26 protein-coding genes are annotated in these 24,828 nt (G+C 39.5%); 19 read left to right on the plus strand and 7 right to left on the minus strand.

Translation table 11 applies throughout. From position 1 onward, the window contains the following. Window positions 1–88 precede the first annotated feature (88 nt). The 4 genes from FZF08_RS29545 to FZF08_RS29560 all read right to left on the minus strand — a co-directional run bounded on the left by FZF08_RS29545 (window position 89) and on the right by FZF08_RS29560 (window position 3,208). Complete coding sequence (locus FZF08_RS29545; protein ID WP_159477794.1) at window positions 89–1,372, minus strand: amidohydrolase family protein; 1,284 nt, start codon at window positions 1,370–1,372, stop codon at window positions 89–91. Window positions 1,373–1,581: 209 nt separating this feature from the next. After that, the gene (locus FZF08_RS29550; protein ID WP_159477797.1) at window positions 1,582–2,460 is read right to left on the minus strand and encodes a DUF808 domain-containing protein; all 879 of its coding nucleotides are present in this window, start codon (window positions 2,458–2,460) and stop codon (window positions 1,582–1,584) included. Window positions 2,461–2,870: 410 nt separating this feature from the next. Next, entirely contained in the window at window positions 2,871–2,990 is a 120-nt protein-coding gene (locus tag FZF08_RS29555; protein ID WP_159477799.1) for an aldo/keto reductase, read from the minus strand. Next, complete coding sequence (locus FZF08_RS29560) at window positions 2,987–3,208, minus strand: hypothetical protein (RefSeq protein WP_159477802.1); 222 nt, start codon at window positions 3,206–3,208, stop codon at window positions 2,987–2,989. The genes FZF08_RS29555 and FZF08_RS29560 overlap by 4 nt, the downstream gene beginning before the upstream one ends. 136 nt (window positions 3,209–3,344) lie before the next feature. On the opposite strand from FZF08_RS29560, the gene FZF08_RS29565 reads away from it, so the two are divergent. Next, the gene (locus FZF08_RS29565; RefSeq protein WP_159477805.1) at window positions 3,345–4,319 is read left to right on the plus strand and encodes an NADP-dependent oxidoreductase; all 975 of its coding nucleotides are present in this window, start codon (window positions 3,345–3,347) and stop codon (window positions 4,317–4,319) included. Next, a complete protein-coding gene (locus tag FZF08_RS29570) occupies window positions 4,316–5,224 on the plus strand; it encodes an AraC family transcriptional regulator (RefSeq protein ID WP_159477808.1) in 909 nt (302 codons plus the stop codon). Before FZF08_RS29565 ends, FZF08_RS29570 begins: the two co-directional genes overlap by 4 nt. A gap of 14 nt (window positions 5,225–5,238) precedes the next feature. Here the strand turns inward: FZF08_RS29570 and FZF08_RS29575 are convergent, their stop codons facing one another. Together FZF08_RS29575 and FZF08_RS29580 are read right to left on the minus strand one after the other, a co-directional pair. Beyond that, a complete protein-coding gene (locus FZF08_RS29575; RefSeq protein WP_159477811.1) occupies window positions 5,239–6,432 on the minus strand; it encodes a hypothetical protein in 1,194 nt (397 codons plus the stop codon). A 547-nt stretch (window positions 6,433–6,979) separates the two neighbouring features. Next, on the minus strand, window positions 6,980–7,438 hold the full coding sequence (locus FZF08_RS29580) for a hypothetical protein (protein WP_159477814.1): 459 nt from the start codon (window positions 7,436–7,438) through the stop codon (window positions 6,980–6,982). Between the two features lie 237 nt (window positions 7,439–7,675). On the opposite strand from FZF08_RS29580, the gene FZF08_RS29585 reads away from it, so the two are divergent. From FZF08_RS29585 to FZF08_RS29645, 14 genes are all read left to right on the plus strand, one after another. Next, window positions 7,676–8,503 carry an SGNH/GDSL hydrolase family protein gene (locus FZF08_RS29585; RefSeq protein ID WP_159477817.1) on the plus strand — a complete coding sequence of 276 codons (828 nt, stop codon included), beginning with the start codon at window positions 7,676–7,678 and terminating at the stop codon, window positions 8,501–8,503. 222 nt (window positions 8,504–8,725) lie between these two features. After that, window positions 8,726–9,187 (plus strand): IS200/IS605 family transposase, encoded by a 462-nt coding sequence (gene tnpA, locus FZF08_RS29590; RefSeq protein WP_159477820.1) that lies wholly within the window; start codon window positions 8,726–8,728, stop codon window positions 9,185–9,187. A gap of 308 nt (window positions 9,188–9,495) precedes the next feature. Next, a complete protein-coding gene (locus FZF08_RS29595; protein WP_159477823.1) occupies window positions 9,496–11,223 on the plus strand; it encodes a class I SAM-dependent DNA methyltransferase in 1,728 nt (575 codons plus the stop codon). Between the two features lie 2 nt (window positions 11,224–11,225). Next, window positions 11,226–12,494: a restriction endonuclease subunit S gene (locus tag FZF08_RS29600; protein WP_159477826.1), complete on the plus strand. Its 1,269-nt coding sequence runs from the start codon at window positions 11,226–11,228 to the stop codon at window positions 12,492–12,494. 9 nt (window positions 12,495–12,503) lie between these two features. Continuing rightward, window positions 12,504–13,016, plus strand: coding sequence for a hypothetical protein (locus FZF08_RS29605; RefSeq protein WP_159477829.1), 513 nt, complete (start codon window positions 12,504–12,506; stop codon window positions 13,014–13,016). 104 nt (window positions 13,017–13,120) lie between these two features. Beyond that, window positions 13,121–13,315, plus strand: coding sequence for a hypothetical protein (locus tag FZF08_RS29610; RefSeq protein ID WP_159477832.1), 195 nt, complete (start codon window positions 13,121–13,123; stop codon window positions 13,313–13,315). After that, complete coding sequence (locus tag FZF08_RS31660) at window positions 13,315–13,464, plus strand: hypothetical protein (RefSeq protein WP_200837195.1); 150 nt, start codon at window positions 13,315–13,317, stop codon at window positions 13,462–13,464. The genes FZF08_RS29610 and FZF08_RS31660 overlap by 1 nt, the downstream gene beginning before the upstream one ends. A 4-nt stretch (window positions 13,465–13,468) precedes the next feature. Next, a complete protein-coding gene (locus FZF08_RS29615) occupies window positions 13,469–13,756 on the plus strand; it encodes a hypothetical protein (protein ID WP_200837196.1) in 288 nt (95 codons plus the stop codon). A 161-nt stretch (window positions 13,757–13,917) separates the two neighbouring features. Then, a complete protein-coding gene (locus tag FZF08_RS29620; RefSeq protein WP_159477835.1) occupies window positions 13,918–16,914 on the plus strand; it encodes a type I restriction endonuclease subunit R in 2,997 nt (998 codons plus the stop codon). Between the two features lie 23 nt (window positions 16,915–16,937). Then, window positions 16,938–17,975: a restriction endonuclease gene (locus FZF08_RS29625; RefSeq protein ID WP_159477838.1), complete on the plus strand. Its 1,038-nt coding sequence runs from the start codon at window positions 16,938–16,940 to the stop codon at window positions 17,973–17,975. Window positions 17,976–18,094: 119 nt separating this feature from the next. After that, a complete protein-coding gene (locus tag FZF08_RS29630) occupies window positions 18,095–18,325 on the plus strand; it encodes a type II toxin-antitoxin system Y4mF family antitoxin (RefSeq protein ID WP_159477841.1) in 231 nt (76 codons plus the stop codon). 91 nt (window positions 18,326–18,416) lie between these two features. After that, entirely contained in the window at window positions 18,417–19,151 is a 735-nt protein-coding gene (locus tag FZF08_RS29635) for a hypothetical protein (protein ID WP_159477844.1), read from the plus strand. Between the two features lie 22 nt (window positions 19,152–19,173). Further along, window positions 19,174–19,515 (plus strand): hypothetical protein, encoded by a 342-nt coding sequence (locus FZF08_RS29640; RefSeq protein WP_159477847.1) that lies wholly within the window; start codon window positions 19,174–19,176, stop codon window positions 19,513–19,515. Window positions 19,516–19,540: 25 nt separating this feature from the next. Then, entirely contained in the window at window positions 19,541–20,233 is a 693-nt protein-coding gene (locus tag FZF08_RS29645; RefSeq protein ID WP_159477850.1) for a hypothetical protein, read from the plus strand. A gap of 10 nt (window positions 20,234–20,243) precedes the next feature. Here FZF08_RS29645 and FZF08_RS29650 read toward each other — a convergent pair whose 3' ends face one another. Further along, window positions 20,244–21,341 carry a DNA alkylation repair protein gene (locus FZF08_RS29650; RefSeq protein ID WP_159477853.1) on the minus strand — a complete coding sequence of 366 codons (1,098 nt, stop codon included), beginning with the start codon at window positions 21,339–21,341 and terminating at the stop codon, window positions 20,244–20,246. A 161-nt stretch (window positions 21,342–21,502) separates the two neighbouring features. Here FZF08_RS29650 and FZF08_RS29655 point away from each other — a divergent pair, with 161 nt between their 5' ends. The 3 genes from FZF08_RS29655 (at window position 21,503) to FZF08_RS29665 (ending at window position 24,824) form a co-directional block, all read left to right on the plus strand. Further along, window positions 21,503–22,525 (plus strand): alkaline phosphatase D family protein, encoded by a 1,023-nt coding sequence (locus FZF08_RS29655; RefSeq protein WP_159477856.1) that lies wholly within the window; start codon window positions 21,503–21,505, stop codon window positions 22,523–22,525. Window positions 22,526–22,695: 170 nt separating this feature from the next. After that, window positions 22,696–23,415: an SH3 domain-containing protein gene (locus FZF08_RS29660; RefSeq protein WP_159477859.1), complete on the plus strand. Its 720-nt coding sequence runs from the start codon at window positions 22,696–22,698 to the stop codon at window positions 23,413–23,415. Window positions 23,416–23,564: 149 nt separating this feature from the next. Continuing rightward, the gene (locus tag FZF08_RS29665; RefSeq protein ID WP_159477862.1) at window positions 23,565–24,824 is read left to right on the plus strand and encodes a hypothetical protein; all 1,260 of its coding nucleotides are present in this window, start codon (window positions 23,565–23,567) and stop codon (window positions 24,822–24,824) included. Window positions 24,825–24,828: the final 4 nt, after the last annotated feature.

A 24,828-nucleotide genomic window follows, 5' to 3' on the forward strand; every position in this document is an offset into this window, starting at 1 on the left:
TGTGTACCATTCATTCCATAGCATTAGATACAGGCTTACGATCTACTGACGTTGCGTCAAAACTGTTTTTTACCAAAGGATTAAAGTATCACTTGTGATTTTTTTGATAAACAGTATGGCCACCTTTCATCACCATTTTTACATCCAAAAGGGCCTTTGGGAAATCCTTTTCCATATCACCGTTAAAAAATGTCAGGTCGGCCCGCATTCCTTTTCTTATTTCACCGGTATGGTCAGCAATGCCAAGAGCCTTGGCTGCATTGAAAGTAGCATATCTAAGTAATTCATTTGCAGGAATTCCGGCCTCGTAGTAGGAAAGCAGTACGTCAACTGCACCCCTGCCACGCCCAACTTTTAGATCAAGATAAAAATCGGATCCTGCAACAATGGTTACACCCTGGTCGACTGCACGTCTCAGCCGGTCATGTACCCCCTTCAAAAAGTCAGTCGCGTAGTCATCTGCTTCTTTGCCAGTCATACCTACGCCGGCTACCAAAATCATGGCCAAGTCACGAGATACGTCAGTTGGTACCAGATAAGTTCCACGCTGCTTCATCAGAATTAAGGTGGTATCTGATAGGCTATAGCCATGTTCAATCCCATTTACACCGGCTAGTACAGCATCCCGTGCAGCTTTATCAAATGTTGCGTGCGCCGTGACCGACAGTCCGTTTTCATGAGCAGTTTGTGTGATAGCGGAGATTTCTTCTGGCGCCAAAACCCTGTTGTCTGTATTTATACAAACTTTAATCACGTTTACGCCATGTTTGATATGATCAAGAACGGCAGCCCGGGCATCCTCAGCTCCACGTATTTCTCTGTATTCCTGAGTAATCAGAAAACTATCAGCAGGAGCCAGCTTGCCAAACTGGCCACCTGGCGGGCTCAATATAGGTCCCGAACCAAACAGTGTTAGCGAGCCATCTTTTTTTTCTGCCAGTTGTTTTTGTAGTGCTATATCCAGAAACTGACCAGAATTTCCCAAGTCACGTGCTGTGGTTATACCCGAATTCAAAAGTTCCCCGGCAAAAGTTACGCCACGTTTTATCCGCTCGTCAGCAGGCATTTTCGATGCTTGTTCAAATCCATTCTTATCTTGCTTTTGATGAAATAGCAGATGGGTATGCATGTCGATAAGGCCTGGCGTAACCGTACAATTACTTAAATCGATTGTTTTTATACCTGTCGGCTTTTTAAGTCGTGAACCAACATGCTCAATAACTCCATCAACAACCAGAATTTGCTGGTTTTTTAAGAAAGTCTTTTTTTGAACGTCATAAAGCTTGCCAACTTTTATTAAATATCCTTTGGAATTCTGCCCTGAAACAATTGTAGAAATAAAGAATAGCGCAAAAGAAATTATTAATCGCATGGCAAAAAAAGGTGAATTACTGGTAGTAAAGAATTTTCGAAACTGGCAACGCCTCTCAGTAATGTCACTTACTCCCGAACAGGCTAAAAGATCTTTTATTCCCTGACTTTTTTCTGCAATTCCCTTATTTTCGGACCTCCAACAGTAGTATCACAAAAACTTACACCACTAATTTACTCTCAGAAAAAACGATGACCGTGTTGAAGGAATTATTTTTTAACCAGAGATAGTACTTTTTTGAAACTTATGACCATCAAAAAAGCAATCAAGCCCACAATCAAACCGAGCGCCAAGTCCTTTATTGTTGAAGGGAGCTTTGGGAAAAGTTCGTGAAGGTAATGGATGTTGTGTACAAAAATTCCACCTGAAACCAAAAGTAAAGCAACGGTACCAACAGCACCTAAAACCTTGATGATAACAGGCAGCGCATTGACAAGCAAGTGTCCCAATTTTGAAAAGAAACCTTTGTCTTTTGATTTTTTAATCAGTTTATAACCGGCATCATCGGTCCTTACAATAAGCGCAACGATACCATAAACGCCAACCGTTGCCAGAAAAGCAACCACGGAAACCGTTAATATCTGTATGGTTAAAGTATCATCCAAAACACTGCCCAAGGCAATAATGACAATCTCTATTGACAGTATAAAGTCGGTCGTTACCGCAGATTTTATTTTCGCCTTTTCATTATCAGCATTTAAAGCATCACTTTTCGGTGTGTTATCCGGAATTACGGCATGTCCTTTTTCGGCCGCATGAAAGAAGTATTCTATTATTTTTTCAACGCCTTCGTAAGCCAGATAAATTCCTCCTAAAAGTAAAATATAGGTGATAGCTACTGGAAAAAATACATTCAGCAGTAAAGCTATGGGGACAATGATAAGTTTGTTAATCAGGGATCCTTTGGTGATGGCCCATAATACCGGCAATTCCCTTTCTGACAAAAAACCTGTTGCTTTCTCCGCATTTACTGCCAGATCATCACCCAGGATACCCGCGGTTTTTTGCGTTGCCACTTTTGTTGCCAACGCAACATCATCCATTAAAAATGCTATATCATCTAAAATCGCAAAAAATCCTGATGCCATATTTTTATTTTACTTGTAAGAAAATTTTCTGGAATTTGGTCCAAACAAGGTGAGCTAACATTAATCGCATGCCAGGTTTGAATACGAAGGTAATAAATGGATAGTATACAAATTAACGAAAACAGAAGATTCATCATGATTTTGTACAAAACTGCTATCCGGGGTTTGATTTAAGATGGTCTAATTTTTAAATTTCTATTTGAAAATCTAAAAAAAGCATGGATTAGTTGGATAGACTTGTACGGCGTTTGACAAAGTGCCTGCGTAAAGCTTATCACAACATATACGTTGTTGAAAAATGAAAGGATGATTCGACAATAGTTGTCTCAGAAATAACTACGACTATTACATTAACCTAAAAAAATCAGCTCCTCTTTTGAAAGTAAAATGTCAGCTGCTTTAATATTTTCTTACAAATGTTCAATGGATGTTGTTCCTGGAATTGGCAATATGCATTCGGATTGATGAAGCAGCCATGCAATATTGAGCTGAGCAACGGTGATTCCTTTGGCCTCTGCGAGCTCATTCATTTTGTCCTGTCCGGTTGGCAAAGACGTTGAAGTGAAAAGAAAGGAATAAAGGCGATATGATATTTTTCGAACAAAGGAAGTAATTCGCCACCTTGAAATCCGTAAAGACTGTTTGGATCAGTAACCCGCTGGGTATAACTATACATATTCTCTACACTGGCAATTTTACCCATGTCTTTCATCATTTTTACTGTTGTAAAAGTAAATAGTAAGGTCAAGACAAAATTGTGAAGAGTCAAGTAGTTGATTTAATTCATTTTCGGCATTCCGGCTAAAACAAAACGCCTTTCGACTAAATCTGTTTTTGGGCAAGTAATGACCTTTGTATCAACAAAAACAGAAAAATAATTTACTATGAAAGCGATAAGAATTCATGAATTTGGCGGCACGGAAGTACTGAAATTAGAGGATACTGAACGCCCGGTTCCTGCAAAAGATGAGGTTTTAGTAAAAGTATTTGCCAGCGGAATAAATCCTGCCGACTGGGTAATCCGAGAAGGTGGAAATGATTTTTTAAAGCCGTTATTGAGGTTGCCTTTGACATTAGGTTGGGATGCCGCCGGCATTGTGGAAGAAACAGGCAGCGAGGTGACTGGTCTTAATATAGGAGATGAAGTATACGGAGCTCCCAACTTTCCGGGTGACGGAAGTTATGCCGAATATTGTGTAGGGAAAGCCAGTCAGTTTGCTTTAAAACCTAAAAATATTAGCTTCAACGAAGCTTCTGGTGTGCCTTTGGCGGGCCTTACTGCCTGGACTGGTATTTTTGAATTTGGGAAATTACAGGCTGGTCAGCGTATCCTCATCCATGGTGCATCCGGTGGGGTTGGCAGCCTTGCGGTTCAGTTTGCAAAAGCGAAAGGTGCATATGTCATTGGAGTTGCTTCAATTCAGAATCTTGATTATATCCGGCAACTTGGTGCGGATGAGGTTATCGATTATAAAAATCAAAAGTTTGAGGATCTGATTCACGATATTGACGTTGTATTTGACGCGGCACCACATCGGGACAATAATGAGCGGCTCAGATCTGTTAAAGTTTTGAAGGAAGGCGGTATATTGGTAAGCGTAAATGTTGACTTTCCGTTTAATGATGAAGTTACACAAGCACTGGAAAAAATAAATGCGAAAGGTGAATTGATAGCTGTACAGGTTAGGGGAGAGTGGTTACAGGAAATGGCGCAGTTGATTGAGGAGGGCAAAGTAAAGGTTTTTGTGAGTAAAGTTTATCCGATGGAGCAAGTGGCCGAAGCGCATCGTGAAAGTGAAACCTGGCATGTGCGCGGTAAATTGATATTGGAAATAAGAAAAGAAAGTAACCGGATATGAAGCATTTTAAAACGATCAGCGAGTTTCATCAGTTCAGGGATTTGCCCAAACCGCAGCATCCGCTGATCAGCATTATTAATGTTGATACTGTCAGGCATTTACGTGCCGATGAACCGATGAGCCTCGCGTTCGATTTTTATAGTATTGCCATAAAACGGGTGCATAATGCCAAAGTGAAATACGGCCAGCAGCCCTTTGATTTCAATGAGGGTATCATGTCTTTTATGGCACCTAATCAGGTGATTAGCATTGCGATTGAGAATAAGGATGAAGATTTAGTACAATCAGGTTGGGTGATATACATCCATCCTGATTTTCTGTGGAATACCAGTTTGGCAAAAGTTATAAAACGATATGATTTTTGGAGTTATTCCTTTCATGAGGCGTTGTTTCTTTCTGAAAAAGAAGAAGCGGTTATCAATAATATCGTGCTAAATATTGAACAGGAATATCATGCTAACATTGATAAATTCAGCAAGCAGATCATCATTTCACAAATTGAAACTTTGCTGAATTATGCTGAACGTTTTTACAACCGTCAGTTTATTACCCGTGAAAAATCCAATCACCATTTACTGGATCGGCTGGAAAAACTGGTTAGCGACTATTTTAACAATGATGATTTAATAAGCAGAGGCCTGCCAACGGTTCATTACATTGCCGAGCAACTAAATCTTTCTCCCAAATATTTAAGTAGCTTATTAGGAGTGCTCACAGGACAAAGTACGCAGCAATTCATTCACGATAAACTGATAGAAAAAGCAAAGGAAAAGTTGTCAACCACTGATTTGTCGGTTAGTGAAATTGCTTATGCATTGGGCTTTGAACATTTACAATCGTTCAGCAAATTGTTTAAAACAAAAACCAGCCAGTCGCCTTTGGAGTTTCGGCAATCGTTCAACTGACATTTAAATTTCTTTTAATGCAACACTGACTGCGGAAGTATCTCCATCAAACCTGGTTGATCCAGTATCTTTTGGAAGTTTTCTGAATTTGGATAGGGTATATGCATCCGGGGTTTTTCAAGATGTTGTCTGTCCCGCGTTTTTAAATACAACCGCACATTTTGGGTTTGTATCAATCGCATCGCACGATCGTTTTTCATTGTTTCAATATCATTTGGAAATCTTTTCTTGTAGCTAAAAAACAAAGCTGCAAAAAACAGAAATCCAACAATCTTGACTGCAAAGTTAAATTTTTGCCCGATGAAAAATACTTCGGTTGCGCGTATCACAAACCAGGCATTCCCGGCCAATCCCGGCAGAAGAATATCGGTATACTGCGACGAAACTTCAAAAAGGTCGTGTCCTCTTCCAAAAGCCAGAGCCAAAACCTGCGCACCGGTCCAGATAAAGCAACCGAACATCAATAGGTCACACCTTGTAAAACGGCGCGTAAATAACAGCAATGGCATGGTAATCAGGGTGGGCAACCATAGCAAGCCCATATGCAATTTATGATCTGCAAGTGGCCAGTCCATGATCCGAATTGTTGTTTTAAGCATTTCCGTCATGTTTTGGGCATGTAGGAAATTATGCCCTGGAACGTAAGGCATCGTAAAATATCCGGCTGCGGCAGTTATAAGGAGAACAAAAATGACAAGCAGGTTTTTCGGTGACCAGTTCTTTTGGACATATCCGTCGGTAGCGTAAACCATGGCTACTGCAATGGGTGTGATAAGGCCAGAGGCCATGGTGATGACACTTAACACACAAAGTCCGGCTATGCTTAGCATGGACCATGTATTTCGAGGGCGGAATACGGCCAGTGCAAGCGCGGATAGTGTAAAAAGATTTAAAAAGTAAAACTGACTTTGAAAACCTATCAATAAATTTTCCCACGAAAAAGGAAGTACGGCACCTGCAACAATCACTGCCACGACCAGCCATCTGAGCCCATATAGCGCGCGCCCTTTGTAAAGCAGCCATATCAGCAGAAGTGGTGTTGACGCTCCCAACAAAATGTTTAGCCTCGCTTCCGCCAGGTTGCTCCAGATACCTGTAAGTTCAAAACTGAGCAGAGTTACAAGTCTTGTGGGAAAGATTCTGTGCTCGTTGTGACGGCTCCAAAGATCCGAAAAAATAAGTGTTCCTTCCGTCCAGGGTTTTAGCAATCGGACCCATTCAGCGTCCCATTAATCCCAGAAAGGTAGTGCAACCGCAAAGTTTTCTACATAATACCATCTTGGAGCAATAATGACAATACAAAGAACAAAAAATGGCAGTTTTGAGTCAATTTTAGATTTACCAATCTTTGCGTTGGGCTTTAATCCAGGTGCCCGCTCAAACATTTTTATTCGAAATCAAAATGAAAACGGTTTGTTTAGTAAACCTTGTATTAAAAAAAGTAACTTTTAATCGAAAATTTATATGCGGAGTAAAAAACATCGTAAGTAAAAATTTGTTAGGGATATGGTAATTTTTGGAAAAAAATGCCTGTAAATATTGGGGTATAATTACTCCTGTTGAATTAAGAGTTCAAAACTATCAAAAGGGTTGCAAGCAGACGAGATTTTTAACGAAGTTTTGAAAATTTCAAGAATACTTACAATTTAAACCAAAGCTCATCCAATAAATCTCAATTGTTATAAAAATTCCAGTCAGCATTCACGTTTATAGGTAAGCGTTGTATTGGATGGAATCAAATATCATTACGTATCTTTATTTTTTTCGTACATAAATTTCGACAATTTCCTGATTGATATTCAGGCTGTCGATTTTTTCAATTCCGGTCTGGATTAAGGAGTCGTTTTGTATACGTAGTTTGAATTTGAAATCCCGGTTTTCCCAGTCGCGGTAATTGCAATAGTCCAGATGTTCCGAGTAATCTCCATCTTTCAGTTCATAAGTCCCGGCACCTGAATCAAATATTGCAGCCTCGCCTTTGCCTCCATTAAGATCATGTTTGAAAAACGCAAAAGTATTATCATTAAAGATTTTGATCATTTCCTGGCCTTTGACGGGGAAGGTCGAAGCGGTATCTCCTTTGGTGATGACTTTGCTCGAAACCAGTGCCCAGGTTCCTGCAATCGACGGAGCGGTTTCTAATTTTGAATCAGATTTTTCATTGCAACTGACCAGACTGAAAACCAATGCTGAGGCGAGTAATGTAATTTTCATTTGAATTAAGGATGAGCGTTTGAGAAATGGAATTGAAAGTTGGTAGTGACGTCCGCAATTTACTTTTGTTTCAATAAAGTTTTAGAAAATTAGAGAATCTTCCCTTTTGCGAATATGATTTCTTTTACAAAATGTATATTGAATTTTCAGGTTGATAAGTATTTTTCAGTGGTTGGAGGTTTATGTTATTGTTTTAAATTTAATATTTGAAGATTAACGCATAGCTGTCCATTTTCCATGAAGAAGTTTTTTCTGCTGACCATTTTAATCCTGATATCGATTGCTTCCACGCCCCGGAAAATTACCTGGGTTGCCATCGGAGATTCTATTACTTACCTAAATGACCATAAGGATGAGACGGGAAATCGTGTCACAAAAGGTTATATGACGTTAATTACTGAAAAACATCCAAATATTGAATACATCAATCAGGGCCACAACGGCTGGACGGCTGTAAATATCGCCGATAGAGTTGATTCGCTCGGACTTGTAAAAGCGGACGTATACAGCGTGTTTCTGGGTACGAACGACTGGTGGCAGGGGAAAGCCTTGGGTGCAATTTCGGACTATGAGCAAAATACAGGAACAGGCACCGTATATGGTTCATTCCGGATCATCAATACTAAATTGAAAAGCCTGAACAAAAAGGCAAAAGTCATCCTGATCACACCAATGCAACGAGGTGATTTCGTTTATATCAACAGCTTCAAAAACAATGCTTACGGCTCGTACAGGAAAAAAAATAAGCAGGAACTGGAACAGTTCGTCAATGCGATAGTCGAGATAGGGAAACTGGAAAAGTTTCCTGTTGTGGATTTATACCACGATAGCGGCATTACGCTGGATAATGTGGTGAACTTCAAAAGACTGAAAGATCCGCAAACGGGCAAATACGAAAATTACGGATATCCTGCCTATACGGCCGTTCCCTACGATGCCGTGAATGATGAATATCCGTATCCGGTTGAGGCTATAAATATGACTTATGATGGTTTGCATCCTTCGGATAAAGGGTATGAGGTGATTGCGGGGATGGTGGAGAAGGCTTGGAATATTAAGGAATAGAATTTAATGGCTGAAAATACCAGGGCTAAACCCCAGACCAAACCCTAATACCAAACCCCAGGGTTAAAACCCTGCGCAACAAGATTGGCCATGCCTACGGCACTTAGGATATAGCCTGGTGCCAGAGGCTGTGTTATAGCGGATTTTAATCCGTTGATGTGACATGACTAAGGATATAATGTCTTACAAATATAGTTGTAGCACATTAAATCCACAAACTTCATGGCAAACACTTATCATCAAATCTACATCCAAGCCGTTTTTGCCGTTAAATACCGTGATGCTGTGATTGGAAAAGAATGGCAGTCAGAGTTATTTGCGAATATTGGAAACTTGATCAATGAAACCGGTTGTAAGAATATCATTGTCAATGGCGTGGCGGATCATGTGCATTGTTTCTTTGGTTTGAAGCCATCGCAGTCTATTTCAGATGTCATGCAAATTGCCAAAGGCAGATCATCCAAATGGATAAATGATAGTAAATTACTGCCGCACAGATTTGAATGGCAGGAGGGATATGGTGCGTTCAGTTACAGCAAATCCCATATTGATAGCGTTTTGAAATATATTAAAAATCAGGAGGCCCATCACCGAAAACAGATTTTCAGAGAAGAGTATATAGAAATGCTGGATAAGTTTGGAGTAGTTTATGATGAAAGATATATTTTTGAGGGTTTGATTTGACATTTGCTTCTTTCCAGGGCTGAGGCCCTGCGTTAAAAGATTGGCCGTGCCTCTGGCACTATTCCCTAATGCCGTAGGCATGACCAGTTTTGTCGCGCAGGGTTTTAACCCTGGGAAAAGAAAGTTAGCCGTGGGAACAAAGCTGTTAGCCAAGCCAAAAAACAAAGTGCCGTAGGTACGACCAATATAAAACCGATATCGTAGTACCTAACCCAAAGTTTTTAACCATCCACCTAAGCAGAAATCCCTCAAAAATTCTTTACTTGTTGCTACGTAAAAACAAATCCAAGTCTGCGTAATACAAACGAATGAAGAATTTTAAAGAGACTGCAAATTTTATCTGGTCCATAGCGGATTTACTGAGAGGCGATTACAAACAAAGTGACTACGGAAAGGTAGTATTGCCGCTGACCGTACTGCGCCGCCTGGACTGTGTGCTGGAAAAATCCAAAGAAGAAGTTTTGACAAAATATGAGCAGGTCAAAACGATGAATGTGCAAAATGTTGATCCTTTGCTGAATAAAGTATCGGGTTATAAATTCCATAACAGAAGTCCCTACACCTTTGATAAACTGATTGCCGATCCTGAAAACATCGCGGCCAATCTCAGGAATTACATCAACGGTTTCTCGGAAGATGCGCGTGAAATTATTGAGCAGTTTGAATTTGATAACCAGATTACCAAAATGGATGACAATAACCTGTTGTTCATGATCGTGAAACGTTTTCAGGAAGTAGACTTGCATCCCGATAAGGTGAGCAGTATGGAAATGGGTTATCTGTTTGAAGAACTGATCCGGAAATTTGCGGAGATCAGTAATGAAACGGCCGGAGAACATTTTACACCGCGTGAAGTGATCCGGCTGATGATTGACCTGCTTTTCCTGAACGACCGGGAAATCCTGACAAAAAAGGGAATTGTAAAAACGATCTACGATTGCTGCGCGGGAACGGGCGGAATGTTGAGCGTGGCCGAAGAATATCTGAATGAGCTGAATCCGGATGCGCGGCTGGAAGTCTTCGGACAGGAACTAAACCCGGAATCTTATGCGATCTGTAAATCGGATATGATCATCAAGGGACAAAGCGCTGCCAATATCAAAAAAGGAAATAGTATTTCAGAAGATAAATTGCCCGGTGAGCATTTTGATTACCTGATCACCAATCCGCCTTTTGGGGTGAAATGGCAGAAGATTGAAAAATCCGTGAAAGCGGAACATGAAAGCAAAGGCCACGGCGGACGGTTTGGTGCTGGATTACCTTCTGTTTCCGACGGGTCGTTTTTGTTCCTAATGCATTTGATGTCCAAAATGAAGCCGGTTAGTGAGGGCGGTTCTCGTTTGGCGATTGTGTTTAATGGTTCTCCGCTTTTTTCCGGAAGCCCGAGCACGACCAAAAATGAAAGCAGTATCCGGCAATGGATTATTGAAAACGATATGCTTGAAGCCGTAGTGGCTTTGCCAAACCAGCTTTTTTACAACACCGGCATCAGCACCTACATCTGGATCATTTCCAACCATAAGCCCGATTACAGAAAAGGAAAAGTGCAGCTGATTAATGCCGTTGATTTTTCCAAAAAAATGAGCAAATCATTGGGCGACAAACGGAATGAATTATCTGCTGATCATATCAAGGAAATTACCAAACTGTACGGAGAATTTACAACCAGCGATTATTGCAAGATATTTGACAATACCGATTTTGGTTATGCCAAAGTAACCGTGGAAAGACCGGAACGCGACAAAAATGGCAAACCAAAACTGGACAAAAACGGCAAGCCCAAAGCAGACAGCAGTTTGCGTGATACCGAAAACATCCCGTTGAAAGAAGATATCCAAACTTACATGAAACGCGAAGTGCTGCCGCATGTACCGGACGCCTATGTAGACGAAACCAAAACCAAAGTGGGTTACGAAATTAACTTCACCAAATATTTTTACCAATACAAACCGCTCCGTTCCCTGGCCGATATCCGTGCCGATATTTTCGCGCTTGAAACAGAAACAATGGGATTGATTAAAGAGGTAATTGAATAGTTATGGAGAAGTACGAAAAATATAAGGATTCGGGGGTTGAGTGGATTGGTAAAATCCCTAACAATTGGGGTGTCACTAAATTAAAATTTCACACTAATAAAATAATTGATGGAGCTCATTTTACTCCAACGTATATTGACAATGTCAATGGTGTTCCGTTTCTAAGAGTTTCTGACATCCATGAGGTAAATATTGATCTGGATACTGTAAAAAGAATTCCGTTGGAGGAACACAAAGAACTTAGCAAAAGATGTAATCCCAAAAAAGGAGATTTACTATTATCAAAGAATGGAACAATTGGTCTGATGAAAATTATAGACTGGGACTGGGAGTTTAGTATCTTCGTTAGTCTTTGTTTAATTAAGTTTGAGGAATCTCTAACAAACTCATTTTTCTATTACTTTTTTCAAAGTAATATTGTTGAACGCCAAATATTTGAAAGTAGTCAAAAAACTTCGGTAACGAATTTACATCTTGAAAAGATCAAGGAGTTACGCTTGACACTCCCATCATTGATGGAACAAACCGCCATCGCCAATTACCTTGATAAAAAAACAACCGAACTCGACACGCTAATCTCCAAAAAAGAAAACCTGATTGAGCTGCTCAAAGAAGAACGCACCGCCATCATTAACCAGGCCGTTACCAAAGGACTTGATCCGGATGTGGAGATGAAAGATAGTGGAGTGGAATGGTTGGGGGAGATTCCGGCGCATTGGGGAGTGAAGAAGTTGAAATATATTTTTGATAGCAAAAACACAATTCGCGTTCCTCTGAATGCAGAAGAAAGAGGCAATATGGAAAATAAAATTTATGATTACTACGGAGCATCAGGAGTCATAGATTTTGTAGACAATTATTTGTTTGATGAAGAAACTATTCTAATTGGAGAAGATGGCGCCAATTTGTTAACTAGATCAAAAAGATTGGCATTCATAGCAAAAGGAAAATACTGGGTCAACAATCATGCGCATATTCTTAAACCTAAAAATGGAAATATAGAATATTTGTGCGAATTGTTAGAGTTAATCGATTATACAGAATATGTAAGTGGTTCAGCACAACCCAAATTAACCCAGGAAGCTCTTATGTCAATCAATATATTTGAACCTCCGATTGAAGAACAAAATTTAATTTTTAAGTTTCTAAAAACGGAATTTAATAGAATTGATACTATTATTTCCAAAGCAGAGCAAGAAATCACCCTTTTAGAAGAATACAAAACAGCCTTAATCAGCGAAGTGGTTACGGGGAAAGTGAAAGTAGTATAAACATCAAAGATGTCCATAGAAGATTTTTATCAGTTCAAGGACAAGTTGTCAAAGGAACTTACGCAGTTTCATGGAAGATCGGTTTCTGATGGTGATGTAATGACGGCGTTATTTTTGCTGTATGCGGATCACGAGGATATGGAATGGATTGGCGATGTTTGGGATATTGATATCTCCTTTGAACAGTCATTAGCAGCACTTAGTAACTTTGATTTTGCGATGCTAACGCAACAGCAAATTGCAGTTGCTGATGAAGGTATACCTGCTGAATTTGTAATGAACAAAAAGGTTCGTTTCAAAGTAAACGGTTCTATATGGATCATTCATAAGAACGACGCTGATCCATTTCCATCTAATCCACACGCGCACCATGCCGAGCTTAATCAAAAACTGGATCTGAGCAACGGAAACTGTTATGATAAAAAACGCCTCATTTTCAAGATTCCAAAGAAGGAGTTTTTGGTTATCAGAAAAAAGGCGGAAGAAGTGTTCAAAGGCAAATTACCGGATTTAGGATTGTAGATGCCCAAAAATCGAACTGTCTGCGAATCTCCGGGTCTTAGGTTGTGCTACTCCACGATTCAGAGATAATTTCGTATATTTGAATTAAAACAAATCAATAGAATATGGGAAGGGAAATGGCAATGGTTCGTAGTCAAACTGATCTTAAATCAAGTAACCAGGCTACTGATGATTTTGACTATTGGATGAATAAAACCGCCATTGAACGCCTGTCTGCGGTTACCTATCTGGTAAATCAAAACCTGAAACCTTTTCAACGAATGGATAAGAGTCTGGTTTTCAAGAAAACGATGAAATAATGACACTTGAACCAGACTTTGAAGATTTCATATCCCTTCTCAACAAACATAACGTAGAATATCTGATTGTAGGAGGTTACGCTATGGCTTTTCATGGAAGGCCCCGGTACACAGGAGATCTGGATAAATATTTCACAATCAAACGCTGAAAAAATGTTAACGGTTTTAGCCGAGTTTGGTTTTTCTTCACTCATGTTTAGTAGGGAAGATTTTTTAAAGGAAAATATAATTAACCAGATTGGTTATCCTCCATTAAGAATTGATATACTAACCTCCATTGACGGAGTTACTTTCAATGAGGCTTTTTTACAAAAAAAGATGATTCAAATTGATAAGCTTGAAGTAGCGTTCATCGGTCTGAGTCAATTGATTGAGAATAAAAAAGCTAGTAACAGAGCCCAGGACATAGCCGACATTGAGTCTTTAAAAAAGAAAAAATAATGGCAGGCACTATTTAATCATCTTAGTATCTATGTAACTAAATTTTGATTAAATAATATTAATTCTCTTATTTGGGATAACAGTACCCGTTTTGCATACCGTAAGATCTGCTAACGGGTCATTTTTTTAAACAACCTCCCTTTTTCCTGAAAATTTGATTCATGTCTATCCATACTGAACGTACCTTCGAAGCCGCCATTGAAGCAGAATTGTTACAAAACGGAGGTTATATAAAAGGTCATTCCAATGATTTTAATGCAGAGCTTGGCTTGTTTCCGGCTCATGTTTTTACTTTTCTGCAAGAATCCCAGCCCAAAGAATGGGAGAAAATTAGCAACATCCATAAAGCGGATGTGCAGCAAAAAGTCCTGACCCGTTTGCTTAAAGAACTGGATCTGCGGGGAACCCTGGATGTGGTACGAAATGGTTTTACGGATTATGGTGTGAAATTTAAAATGGCATATTTCAAACCGGAGAGTACGCTTAATGCCCAGTCGCAGGAATTATATAAACTCAAACAGCTTACCGTAACGCGCCAGTTGTATTACGAGCGGCAAGGCAGGAATTCCCTGGATATGGTCTTGTCGCTGAACGGACTTCCGATTGCGACCATAGAATTGAAAAACCAGTTTACCGGACAAAATAATCAGGATGCACAAAATCAGTATGTGTATGACCGCGAGCCATCCGAACCGATTTTTCAATTCAAAAAAAGAAGTCTTGTTCATTTTGCCGTAGATGCGGACGAATGTTACATGACAACCAAACTGGCCGGGAAAAATACACGTTATCTTCCTTTCAATCTCGGCCATAATAACGGAGCCGGAAATCCGCTCAATCCGGACGGTTACCGGACGTCCTATTTGTGGGAAAAAGTTTGGGTGAAGGATAGCTTCATGGATATCATCGGTAAATTTATGCACATCAGTTCTGACGAGTATGAATTGAATGGTGTCAAAAAAATAAAGGAAACGATTATTTTTCCACGTTTCCACCAGATGGAAGTAGTTCGAAAACTGACAAGGGACGCGCGTGAAAATGGTGCCGGAAAAAATTATCTGATCCAGCATTCGGCAGGTTCGGGAAAATCGAACTCCATCGCCTGGCTTTCTTATCGTTTGTCGAGTTTGCATAATGCCGCCAATGAGCGCATTTTTGATTCAGTCATCGTCATCACCGATCGGAAAGTACTGGATAATCAGCTGCAAAATACAATCTATCAGTTTGATCATAAAGAAGGCGTTGTCCAAAAAATTGATAAAGATTCGCAGCAACTGGCCGACGCCATCAGTTCGGGCTCACATATCATCATCACGACGTTACAGAAGTTTCCTTTTATTCTGGATAAAGTCGGCGAAATGCCCAACCGGAAATATGCCGTAATTATCGACGAAGCGCACTCGTCACAGGGCGGAGAAGCGACCAAGAAAATGAAGGAGGTATTGTCGGACAAAACGCTCGAACAAGCTGAAAAAGACGAAAGTTATTCTGGCCTGGATGAAGATGCAGAAGATGAGATCAGGAAATCCATGCAAGCCCGCGGCAAACAAACCAACCTGAGTTTCTTTGGATTTACGGCCACGCCAAAACCCAAAACGATAGAAGTTTTCGGAACAGTTTCATTAGATGGAAAACCACGTCCGTTCCATGTTTACTCTATGAAACAGGCCATTGAGGAAGGTTTCATTCTGGATGTTTTGAAAAATTACACGACTTACAAAACCTATTTCAAGCTTTCTAAACAAATAGAAGACGATCCTGACATCAACAAAAAACAGGGAGCAAGAGCCATTGCACGGTTTCTAAGTCTGCATCCGCATAATCTGTCTCAGAAAACGGAAGTGATCGTCGAACATTTCAGGCAAATTGTTGCCAAAAAAATCGGAGGGAAAGCCAAAGCAATGGTTGTTACCGGATCAAGACTTCATGCGGTTCGTTACAAGGAAGAATTCGATAAATACATTCGCGAGCAGCATTACACCGATATAAAAACGATCGTTGCTTTTTCTGGAAAAGTGGTTTATGATGAATATCCCAATGGCGTTACCGAAGTAGAATTAAACGGATTTAAGGAAAATGAATTGCCTAAAAAGTTTGGAACAGACGAATACCAGATTTTGCTGGTTGCAGATAAATACCAAACAGGTTTTGATCAGCCACTGCTGCATACTATGTATGTGGATAAAAAGCTGTCGGGCGTAAAAGCAGTACAAACTTTGTCGAGGCTGAATCGCATGGCAGCCGGAAAGGATGATACCTTCGTGCTCGACTTTGCTAACGAAACGGATGATATTCTGGCTTCATTTCAACCATACTACGAACTGACAACTGTTGATTCCGCTACTGATCCCAACCATTTGTATGATTTAAAAAACGAGCTTGAAAAAGCGCAGATCATCTGGCAGACCGAGGTTGATAATTTTTGCAATGTATTTTTCAAATCAAGAAAAAAGTTATCGGAGAGTGAACAAAAGAAATTATATGCCTTTGTTAATCCCGCTTGTGATCGTTTCAAAGCTTTGCCCGAAACAGCGACAATTGAAAACAGCGAAGCAGCTTCACAGGAAAATTTCAAACATGCCTTACAATCTTTTACCAGATTATATTCTTTCCTGAGCCAGATCATGCCTTTCTCGGATATTGATCTCGAAAAGCTGTTTACTTATGGCAAGTTTTTACTTAAAACGCTCCCCAAAAACAGCAAAGACAGATTTCAGCTTGGCGATGAAGTTTCACTGGAATACTATCGTTTACAGCATATCGGTCAGGTAAATATTTTAATGGAAGACCAGCCCGAATACGGTCTGGACGGAGGAAATGTGTCGGGAATCAGAATGAGCAAAGAAGAGAAGGCGGCATTGTCTGAGATTATTGATGTGTTGAACAAACGGTTTCACACAGAGTTTAATGATGCGGATAAACTATTTTTTGATCAGATAGTTGCAGAAATGAAAACGAATGACAAATTGGCCTTGCAGGCCAGAACTAACTCAATGGACAATTTTGCTTATGCGTTTGATGAACTTCATATCGATGCATGGATAAAAAGGTTTGATCAAAATGGTGACCTTTTCACGAAGGTTATGGATCATAAGGAGTTCGGCAAAGTAGTAAGAGACTATATGCTGAAAAGGGTTTATAATGAGTTAAGAGCATAGTAAAAAAATAAATTAAAAGAAATATGGCTCTTTGGCTTGTGCGTGCCGGGAAATCCGGAGAATATGAACAGAAGTTTTTAAATGAAGATAAAGTCTATCTTACCTGGGATGGGCTTAAAGTGAATTTAGAAAAGGTCGAAACTAGTGACAACCTAATTGAGAATCTAAATGGGATTTACAGTGGCCAAAATCCTAATACTATAAGAAACTGGTCGAATCAAATTTGGGCATTTGCAAAATCGATTCAAAAAGAGGACTGGGTTATTTTACCCAGCAAGTTCGAGCGTACAGTTCATTTTGGTAAAGTTACCGGCCCTTATGTGTATGATGGCAAAGGAAAAAATCCCTATTACCATAGTTTGGGGGTAAACTGGTTTGCACGGGGTGTTCCCAGAACGGCATTCGATCAAGATATTTTGAATTCTTTTGGAGCTTTTTTGACCATTTGTCGTATAAGCAGAAATAATGCAGAGGATAGAATAATTGCGCTATCTAAAAATGGATGGAGAGGATCTCATTCAACAACCATTAGCACAGGTAATATTCCCAATGACTCTGAGGTTATGATCGAGTCTGGAATTATAAATCTCGAAGAAACTGCTAACGACCAGATTGCTGAATTTATTGAACGACGTTTCGCCGGTCATGGTCTTCCCAGAATCATTGAAGGCATTTTAAAAGCCAAGGGTTTTACTGTTTATCGGTCACCGGAAGGCCCTGACAACGGTGTTGATCTTTTGGCAGCTCCGGAACCCTATGGTTTTGGTTCTCCCAGAATTTGTATACAGGTTAAAAGTGGAAATGTGGTAGTAGACCGCCCGACTTTGGATCAACTTGTTGGAGTGATGACTAATGTACATGCCGAGCAAGGGATATTAGTTTCGTGGGGTGGTTTTAAACAGACTGTAAAAAAGGAAGAACGTGATAAATTCTTTAAGGTACGATTTTGGGGACAGAAAGAAATAATATCCGAGTTACTCGAAAATTATTCCAGGCTAAATGAGGATCTAAAAGCTGAAATTCCTTTAAAGCAGGTTTGGACTTTGGTTTTGAAGGATTGAAACTTTAAGAAATGCTCGAATTATATGCTATTAAATATAATTCAATCAAATATCTTATTTCTATATGCAATAACATATAATTCATATATTTTTGTATATAATCGATGCAAAAGCATATAATGAAACCACTATCCGAATTTGTTAAGGCGAAGCGAAAAGAGGTAAACCTCACACAGGAAGCCTTTGCTGAACGTGCAGGCGTTGCGCTTACGGTGGTCAGGAAAATTGAGCAGGGGAAAGAAAATCTCAATCTGGAAAAGGTAAATCAGGTTTTGGCGATGTTTGGACATACGCTGGTGCCGGTTAGTAATAAAGAATTATCCCTGACAAAAGGTAAAATGGATTCATGAGACAAGCTGCCATTTATTATAAGGATATAAGGGCGGGCATTCTGACGGAAACGGATGATGGTGACTATACTTATGCATACAATCATAAAATATGAAAACCCTCAACCAACAACTTCAAGAAATTTACCAGACTTACCTTAACGGCATTTATAGTCAGCCTGAATCTTGGGATGACGGTGTCTCCGCACCGTTGCTTATGAACGTTTTCAGCGACTACGAAAAAATGGAAAGGAAAATTCTATTTGTAGGCCAGGAAACACATAGTTGGGAACAGATGAATTTGAAACCTACTTTACAGGAGTTACAGACAAAGTATTTGAATTTTAACCTGGGCAAATCTGCTGATTACAAAGATGGCAGCCGTTTAAGATATTTAACCAGTCCATTCTGGAATTTTTCGAGAACGCTTTTTCATAACTTGAACAAGGCAAATTTAGAGGTCACAAGAAAAACCAACGGATTTCTATGGACAAATATTTCCAAATTTGATTGCGGCAGTACCACGCCAGATTTCAAACTGCAAAAAGACAACCCAGCGGGATTTCATCTGTTGAAAGAGGAGGTTTCAATTTTGAAACCGGATATCGTAGTTTTCCTTACCGGAACGAAGTATGATTGCTGGATTGATACTGTATTTAATCCTAAAAGGGAGGTTATTATTTCGGAAGGATTTTTGACAAAATTTTCTGTTGGCGATGGTTCTCTTCCTGAGCTTACCTTTCAAACAAAGCACCCACGTACTTTAATCGGTTCAAAAAAAAAGAATATTGCCAATAGATATAAAGAAGTTATTGATAAATTGACAAACTCGGTTATGTATCCTTAATGGCTAACCTCAATTTATAGGAATGAAAATAAAGATAATCTGGATTGCGATTGCGTTATTAGTTTTAATACATTTTGTGATAGAGCTTAAGTATTTCAAAGTTCACAACGAGACTAATGTTGACGATAAAATAATTTTTTTGATCGAAATAGCCGGTAACATAGTAACTACTGCCTTATTTGGATTGATACCTGCCGGACTGATATCACTGATTCCTTTTAAACAAAAGTCGTTCAGTGAAAAATTTAAAATGATACTTCCTTTTTGTCTTTTAGCAGTCATTCTAGTTCTGGTTGTGAGTACTGGTTATATAGCTTATTTAAAAGATGTAAAAGGAATCCAGCTTGGACCGTATCGAAATTAAGTCTTGCTTTTTAACGCATATTATAATGGAAACAGCCTCTGATTTACAAATTCAGAAGAGAGGATTTCAACATAGCAACATTATGAAAGTAGCCTTGTTAATTTTCCTGGTAATCCAAACCCTACACCTCCAAGCCCAAACCCCAACCCAAAAAATCTACCACCAAACCTTCGCCGATCCATCCAACTTCACTATCATGAGTGAAATGGAGAACAAACAGCCGGAGTATATTTTTGTAATAGATAGTACGCTAAGTTGGCCGGCGAATATATTTTGGTCGGGGTGGACGGGAGATGAAACGCTTTTGGAAATCATGACGCAGCCGGGAGAGGTACATGAAAGTTACGATCCCGATTATCTTTACCGGGATCCGGTGATTTACCGATTGTTTTCGGCAAAAGAGCGGGTTGCTTTACGGAAAAGAGCCGGAGCAATGGAGTCAAAGAAAATCAGCTTGAAAGGTAAAAATTACTCCACCGTAAATTCAGGTAAAGATATAAAGCGGTTTTATGTCATGACTTCCGAGCCTGTTTTTACCACGGGCGGAAATTACGCTTTTATTTTTTTCGAAACATTTGATAATGATGATCAGCCTTACGTCTCCCCGGATGATGGGCCGCCATATGATTCGGGCATTTTTGGTCTGACCACCATCATTTTCAAAAAACAACCAGATCAATCCTGGAAGAAGATCAAACTAATCAATCATTTATTGTAATTCTTTTTAATCAATTTGTAATCTTAAAATCCTGATTCACCTTTTCTTCTCCATTCACAATAATTGAAAGTTGATGAAGTCCCGGATAAAACGTTCGCGTGGTAATCAGTTTGAAAGATTGTTTTCGGAAAATATTGACTTTTGCACCGGCTTCGTAGTCCTTCTCACTGATCTTGAATACTTTTCTGGCCAGATGTCCTTTGGATTTTTGATAGTAAATGCCAGATTCCAGCCGCACCATTCTTTTGCTATCATTTTCGTTGGTAATTGTGAAAGAAAATTCTAGGCTATCACCGATTTTTACTTCCGGCGTAGCAATTTTCAGATTGGTTACCGCAATGTTTTTTCCATCCAAACCATACACTTCCAAAATCTCTGCGTGGCCTTGTTTTAACAAAGTCCGGCTGCCGTGTTTGATGATCGCCTCGGTTTCTTTGCTGCCGCCTCTCCATTTCTTTGCAATCGAAAGCACAACATCCGGATGATCTTTGGCGATATCGTTCAGGTTGTTCGCGACGCTTCTTCTTACATATTCCGATGGATCATTTTTGAGATTTTCCAGAATAGGAAACAAAGGTGACGGATCTTTTTTTAATGCCGGAATCGCCATAGCCCAGGGTAATCTCGGCCGGCTTCCTTCGCTTGCAAAACGCCTTACTTGCACATTTTCGTGTTTTGACCAAATCACCATCTGATCAATCATCTTATCGCCATACTTCAAAATAAAAGGCCGCACACCAAATTCACAGCTTATGAATTGCGTAATAAATTCGAGTGGTTTTACAGAGGTTTTGAAATCATCAAGCCCGTAGGTTTCTACATAATCCGCGAAGAAAATGTATTCCAAACCACCACCGATATTTTCTTTCCTTAGTATTGTAATGATTTTTTTAATGAGCTTGGTCGCTTTCGGGTAGTCTTCTGGAAGAAAAACATGGAAAACCCGGGTGGTATGTTTCATCCGTTCTTTCCATTCCATGGCCTTGAATTCTTCGACGAAAATTTGTTTGATGAACTCTTTTTTTTCAAAATCAGGAATAGCTTGTTTCAATATATCAGCAAATTGGTTGTAAAAGGCTGGTGAATAAATATCCTTGATTGCGCTCATGAAATGCGTTTTTAATTGTTTGGATTGGTAAAGTTAAGATTTGAATCCCGGAATCAAGCGTTCAGCGAAATTACGAGGATGGCAAATATGAACAAATTGTGAAGATGTCAGGAGCGTATCAGGATTTGCTATTTTTGCAGTCGCAATTATAAAATCACCTTATGAAAAAATTTATTACTTCCTGTTTCCTTGTAACACTGGCAATTTCAGGATGCCAGACCTCGAAAGTTGGGAATACTTCATCAACAAATAACGACAAAATTACTACCATCGCTTTCGGTTCATGCAGCGATCAAAAACGTCCACAGCCACTTTGGGATGATATCGTAGCCCAAAAACCGGATGTCTGGATTTGGCTGGGCGACAATATTTATGGCGATTCCGAAAGTATGGATACATTGAAAGCGAAATATGACAAGCAAAAATCAAATCTTATATACCAGCAGCTTCGCAGCCAGACAAAAATAATAGGCGTGTGGGATGATCATGATTATGGGGTAAATGACGGCGGAAAAGAATATCCGAAAAGAAAGGAAAGTCAGCAGCTTATGCTTGATTTTCTGGACGTGCCCGCTGCCAGTCCGTTGCGTACGCAGGAAGGCGGTTATTCCTCAAATACTTACGGCCCTAAGGGTGAGCGTGTCAAGGTGATTTTGCTCGACGGCCGTTATTTTCGCGATCCTTTGATGAAAGATGGAAAAGATAATATTCCAAATCCGTCAGGCGATATGTTGGGTGAGGCACAATGGGCCTGGCTGGAAAAACAGCTGACAAATTCAAATGCGGATGTACATATCATTGGTTGCGGTGTTCAGTTTATCGTCGATGAACATCCCTATGAAAAATGGGCAAACTTCCCGACAGCCCGGAAACGCTTTCTGGACTTGATTGGAAAAACAAAACCAAAAGGCGCTATAATGATCAGCGGCGACAGACATATTGCTGAAATTTCAAAAGTAAAAGTGCCGGGTCTGAATTATGATCTTTATGATGTGACAAGCAGCGGACTAACACACGTTTCAAAACCGCATGAAGAACCAAACAAATATCGCGTGGGCGAAATGATAGCAAAGCTGAACTACGGCCTGATCACGATTGACTGGAAGGCAAAACCGTTGAAAGCTGAGGTGAAGATCAATGGTGATAATTCAGAAACGTATCTGGTTCAGGAGATTAAGTTTTAAATTGATAAAGTCGATCGTCCTGAAAACCGCAAATATATGTCGGGTTTTCAGGACGATTTTTTTGTAATCACAAAAAAATGTTGCCGTTAAATAACTAATTCAGTTATTTAATCTTATAAAAATTCTATATCCTATAAATGTATTTACATTGAGCGAATATCTTCCTCGTTGTGAAAAAATTTGTAGTATTATCTTTCCTGGGCATCGCTTTGTCCGCTTTTGCCTTATTTGAAGTCAATGTTTTTGATTTTCATCATTTATTTGAAAGATGTGAAGGCAGTGACCATTGTAGAATCTGCACCAATTGCGCCAGATGCGCATATTGCAAGGGTTCTGGCACCTGCGGTGTTTGTTACACACCTCGCGCCGTTGTAAGAAGAAGTGCTCCTTCGAGAAGAAACCGGTCAGAAAGTTCAGTTTCTTCAAACCCTGTTCATTCATTTGATTCACGGACTCCTTCTCTAAAGCGCTATTATTTACGAAAATCATCAGCCAGGAAATATTCTTCTACCAAAGTATCTACAAACCTTGATCAGCCCGAACCTGAATCCTTTTCTACGGAAGAGGAAAAGGAATCAAGTGTAAAATCCAGTTCTTTACTAACGAATAAAAAGGAATTGGCTGAAAACTCCCAATCAATTTATGATACGCCAACGATACCGGCAGAAAAAGAATCTTTCACCCTGGATATTCCAGAAAATGCGGATTTTGTGCGTATAACGGCTTCCTCTGCCCATTTACGGGAACAATCCAATACGAAATCCAGTATTCTTCAAACGCTTAATCACGGAGATTTATTGATAAAATTGAAATCGGTCAAAGGCTGGGTGAAAGTTCAGGCGCTGGATTCAGGAGAAATTGGATATGTCTTTGGGGGTTTGTTGAAATAATCAGCGTTTCCGTTCGTACTAATTCTGAAAATTCGTTGCGAAAAGTCTATTTATTTGCCTGGAAGGTATTCTAAGGAAGAAATGTAGGCTGCAACCAACAAATATTTCTATATTGGTAACCAATTAGCCTCAATACAATATTATAATCGATGAAGAAATATTTTTATTTGTTTGCTTTACTAATCGTCACATTTGGCTGCTCTAAAAAAGAGCATAAAGAAGAAAAAGAACCTGAGAAGCAAGTTGGCAAGGTTAACTTTTTCATGGAAACCTCTGGTAGTATGGCCGGTTATTTTAATGGCTCAACTGATTTTGTCAAGGTGATTCCAAATCTTTTAGTGGATATTGAAGGAAAGGAATCTTTTGGTAAGGCGCCTCTTAAACTTTATTATGTCGCTGATTCTCTGACACCTTATTCGGGATCTACCAAAGATTTCATTCGCGAAATTTCCACGACAAAAGTCGCTAACGAGAAAAGCTCGGAAATGCATAAAATTCTGGAAATGATCGCCAGTAAAACGGATTCGAACGACATTTCGCTTTTCGTATCCGATTGCATTTTATCCTATCCCGATAATGTAATCAAAACCAATTCTGAAATTAACAAACAAAAGGCACCGGGAGAATTAAAGGCTTTGGTGAAATCTACTTTTTTGAAATTAAAAAGAGATAATATTTCGGCTTCACTTTACGGGTTTAACTCAGCTTTTTATGGTAACTATTATACCTATCAAAATGCGAAATTGAAGCTGGACGGGCAGGAGAGACCTTATTATCTATGGGTTATCGGTAACAAGGAACTTGTTGGTAAATTCAATAGAAAACTGGCTGATCTGAACAATTTCAAACCAGTGCTGGATCTCAACTTTGGATTGTTTGATAAAACAATTGAAGATTTTGAAACATTTTATACTTACGAAAGAGCAGGAAACTGGAAAGCAGAGGACAAAGGAATTTCTGACCTGGAAGCAACTAAAAAGAAACCTTCCGCCTTTGCAATTGCAGTAGATTTGTCCGCGCTTCCAAACTCGATCAGTGCTCCGGAGTACTTGAACAAACATTTGAAAACATCCTCCGGAAATCTTGACTTCAAGATCAAAAATATTCTATTGACCGACGATCTGGATAAGTCGAAATTGAAACCAAGAGAAAAGGAGTTTCTGGAAAAAAATACGCACGTGATCGTTATTGAAGTTTCTGATATCTACAAAGACAAAGGAAATATTGAACTGAAACTTCCGCTCGTTTATGATAACGGATACAAGGCAATGTCGACGATGGACGACAGGGTTCTGGATTCCATTCCAGGGAAAACCTTTGCGTTTGAACACCTGATCGATGGGGTTCGTGAGGCTTATGAAAATTCAAATGACAACTTTATTCACATTTCAATACCTGTAAAAAAATAGCTTC

Source organism: Dyadobacter sp. 3J3, from assembly GCF_009801115.1.
Classification (GTDB): Bacteria; Bacteroidota; Bacteroidia; order Cytophagales; family Spirosomataceae; genus Dyadobacter.

Coding starts and splice junctions, on each gene's coding strand:
- FZF08_RS31660 (WP_200837195.1), top strand. CDS start 13,315: ATGACACTTGAACCAGACTTTGAAGATTTCATATCCCTTCTCAACAAA.
- FZF08_RS29640 (WP_159477847.1), top strand. CDS start 19,174: ATGAAAATAAAGATAATCTGGATTGCGATTGCGTTATTAGTTTTAATA.
- FZF08_RS29620 (WP_159477835.1), top strand. CDS start 13,918: ATGTCTATCCATACTGAACGTACCTTCGAAGCCGCCATTGAAGCAGAA.
- FZF08_RS29550 (WP_159477797.1), bottom strand. CDS start 2,460: ATGGCATCAGGATTTTTTGCGATTTTAGATGATATAGCATTTTTAATG.
- FZF08_RS29625 (WP_159477838.1), top strand. CDS start 16,938: ATGGCTCTTTGGCTTGTGCGTGCCGGGAAATCCGGAGAATATGAACAG.
- FZF08_RS29655 (WP_159477856.1), top strand. CDS start 21,503: ATGAAAAAATTTATTACTTCCTGTTTCCTTGTAACACTGGCAATTTCA.
- FZF08_RS29665 (WP_159477862.1), top strand. CDS start 23,565: ATGAAGAAATATTTTTATTTGTTTGCTTTACTAATCGTCACATTTGGC.
- FZF08_RS29630 (WP_159477841.1), top strand. CDS start 18,095: ATGAAACCACTATCCGAATTTGTTAAGGCGAAGCGAAAAGAGGTAAAC.
- FZF08_RS29585 (WP_159477817.1), top strand. CDS start 7,676: ATGAAGAAGTTTTTTCTGCTGACCATTTTAATCCTGATATCGATTGCT.
- FZF08_RS29600 (WP_159477826.1), top strand. CDS start 11,226: ATGGAGAAGTACGAAAAATATAAGGATTCGGGGGTTGAGTGGATTGGT.
- FZF08_RS29650 (WP_159477853.1), bottom strand. CDS start 21,341: ATGAGCGCAATCAAGGATATTTATTCACCAGCCTTTTACAACCAATTT.
- FZF08_RS29570 (WP_159477808.1), top strand. CDS start 4,316: ATGAAGCATTTTAAAACGATCAGCGAGTTTCATCAGTTCAGGGATTTG.
- FZF08_RS29615 (WP_200837196.1), top strand. CDS start 13,469: ATGTTAACGGTTTTAGCCGAGTTTGGTTTTTCTTCACTCATGTTTAGT.
- FZF08_RS29595 (WP_159477823.1), top strand. CDS start 9,496: ATGAAGAATTTTAAAGAGACTGCAAATTTTATCTGGTCCATAGCGGAT.
- tnpA (WP_159477820.1), top strand. CDS start 8,726: ATGGCAAACACTTATCATCAAATCTACATCCAAGCCGTTTTTGCCGTT.
- FZF08_RS29580 (WP_159477814.1), bottom strand. CDS start 7,438: ATGAAAATTACATTACTCGCCTCAGCATTGGTTTTCAGTCTGGTCAGT.
- FZF08_RS29610 (WP_159477832.1), top strand. CDS start 13,121: ATGGGAAGGGAAATGGCAATGGTTCGTAGTCAAACTGATCTTAAATCA.
- FZF08_RS29565 (WP_159477805.1), top strand. CDS start 3,345: ATGAAAGCGATAAGAATTCATGAATTTGGCGGCACGGAAGTACTGAAA.
- FZF08_RS29545 (WP_159477794.1), bottom strand. CDS start 1,372: ATGCGATTAATAATTTCTTTTGCGCTATTCTTTATTTCTACAATTGTT.
- FZF08_RS29605 (WP_159477829.1), top strand. CDS start 12,504: ATGTCCATAGAAGATTTTTATCAGTTCAAGGACAAGTTGTCAAAGGAA.
- FZF08_RS29645 (WP_159477850.1), top strand. CDS start 19,541: ATGGAAACAGCCTCTGATTTACAAATTCAGAAGAGAGGATTTCAACAT.
- FZF08_RS29555 (WP_159477799.1), bottom strand. CDS start 2,990: ATGAATGAGCTCGCAGAGGCCAAAGGAATCACCGTTGCTCAGCTCAAT.
- FZF08_RS29635 (WP_159477844.1), top strand. CDS start 18,417: ATGAAAACCCTCAACCAACAACTTCAAGAAATTTACCAGACTTACCTT.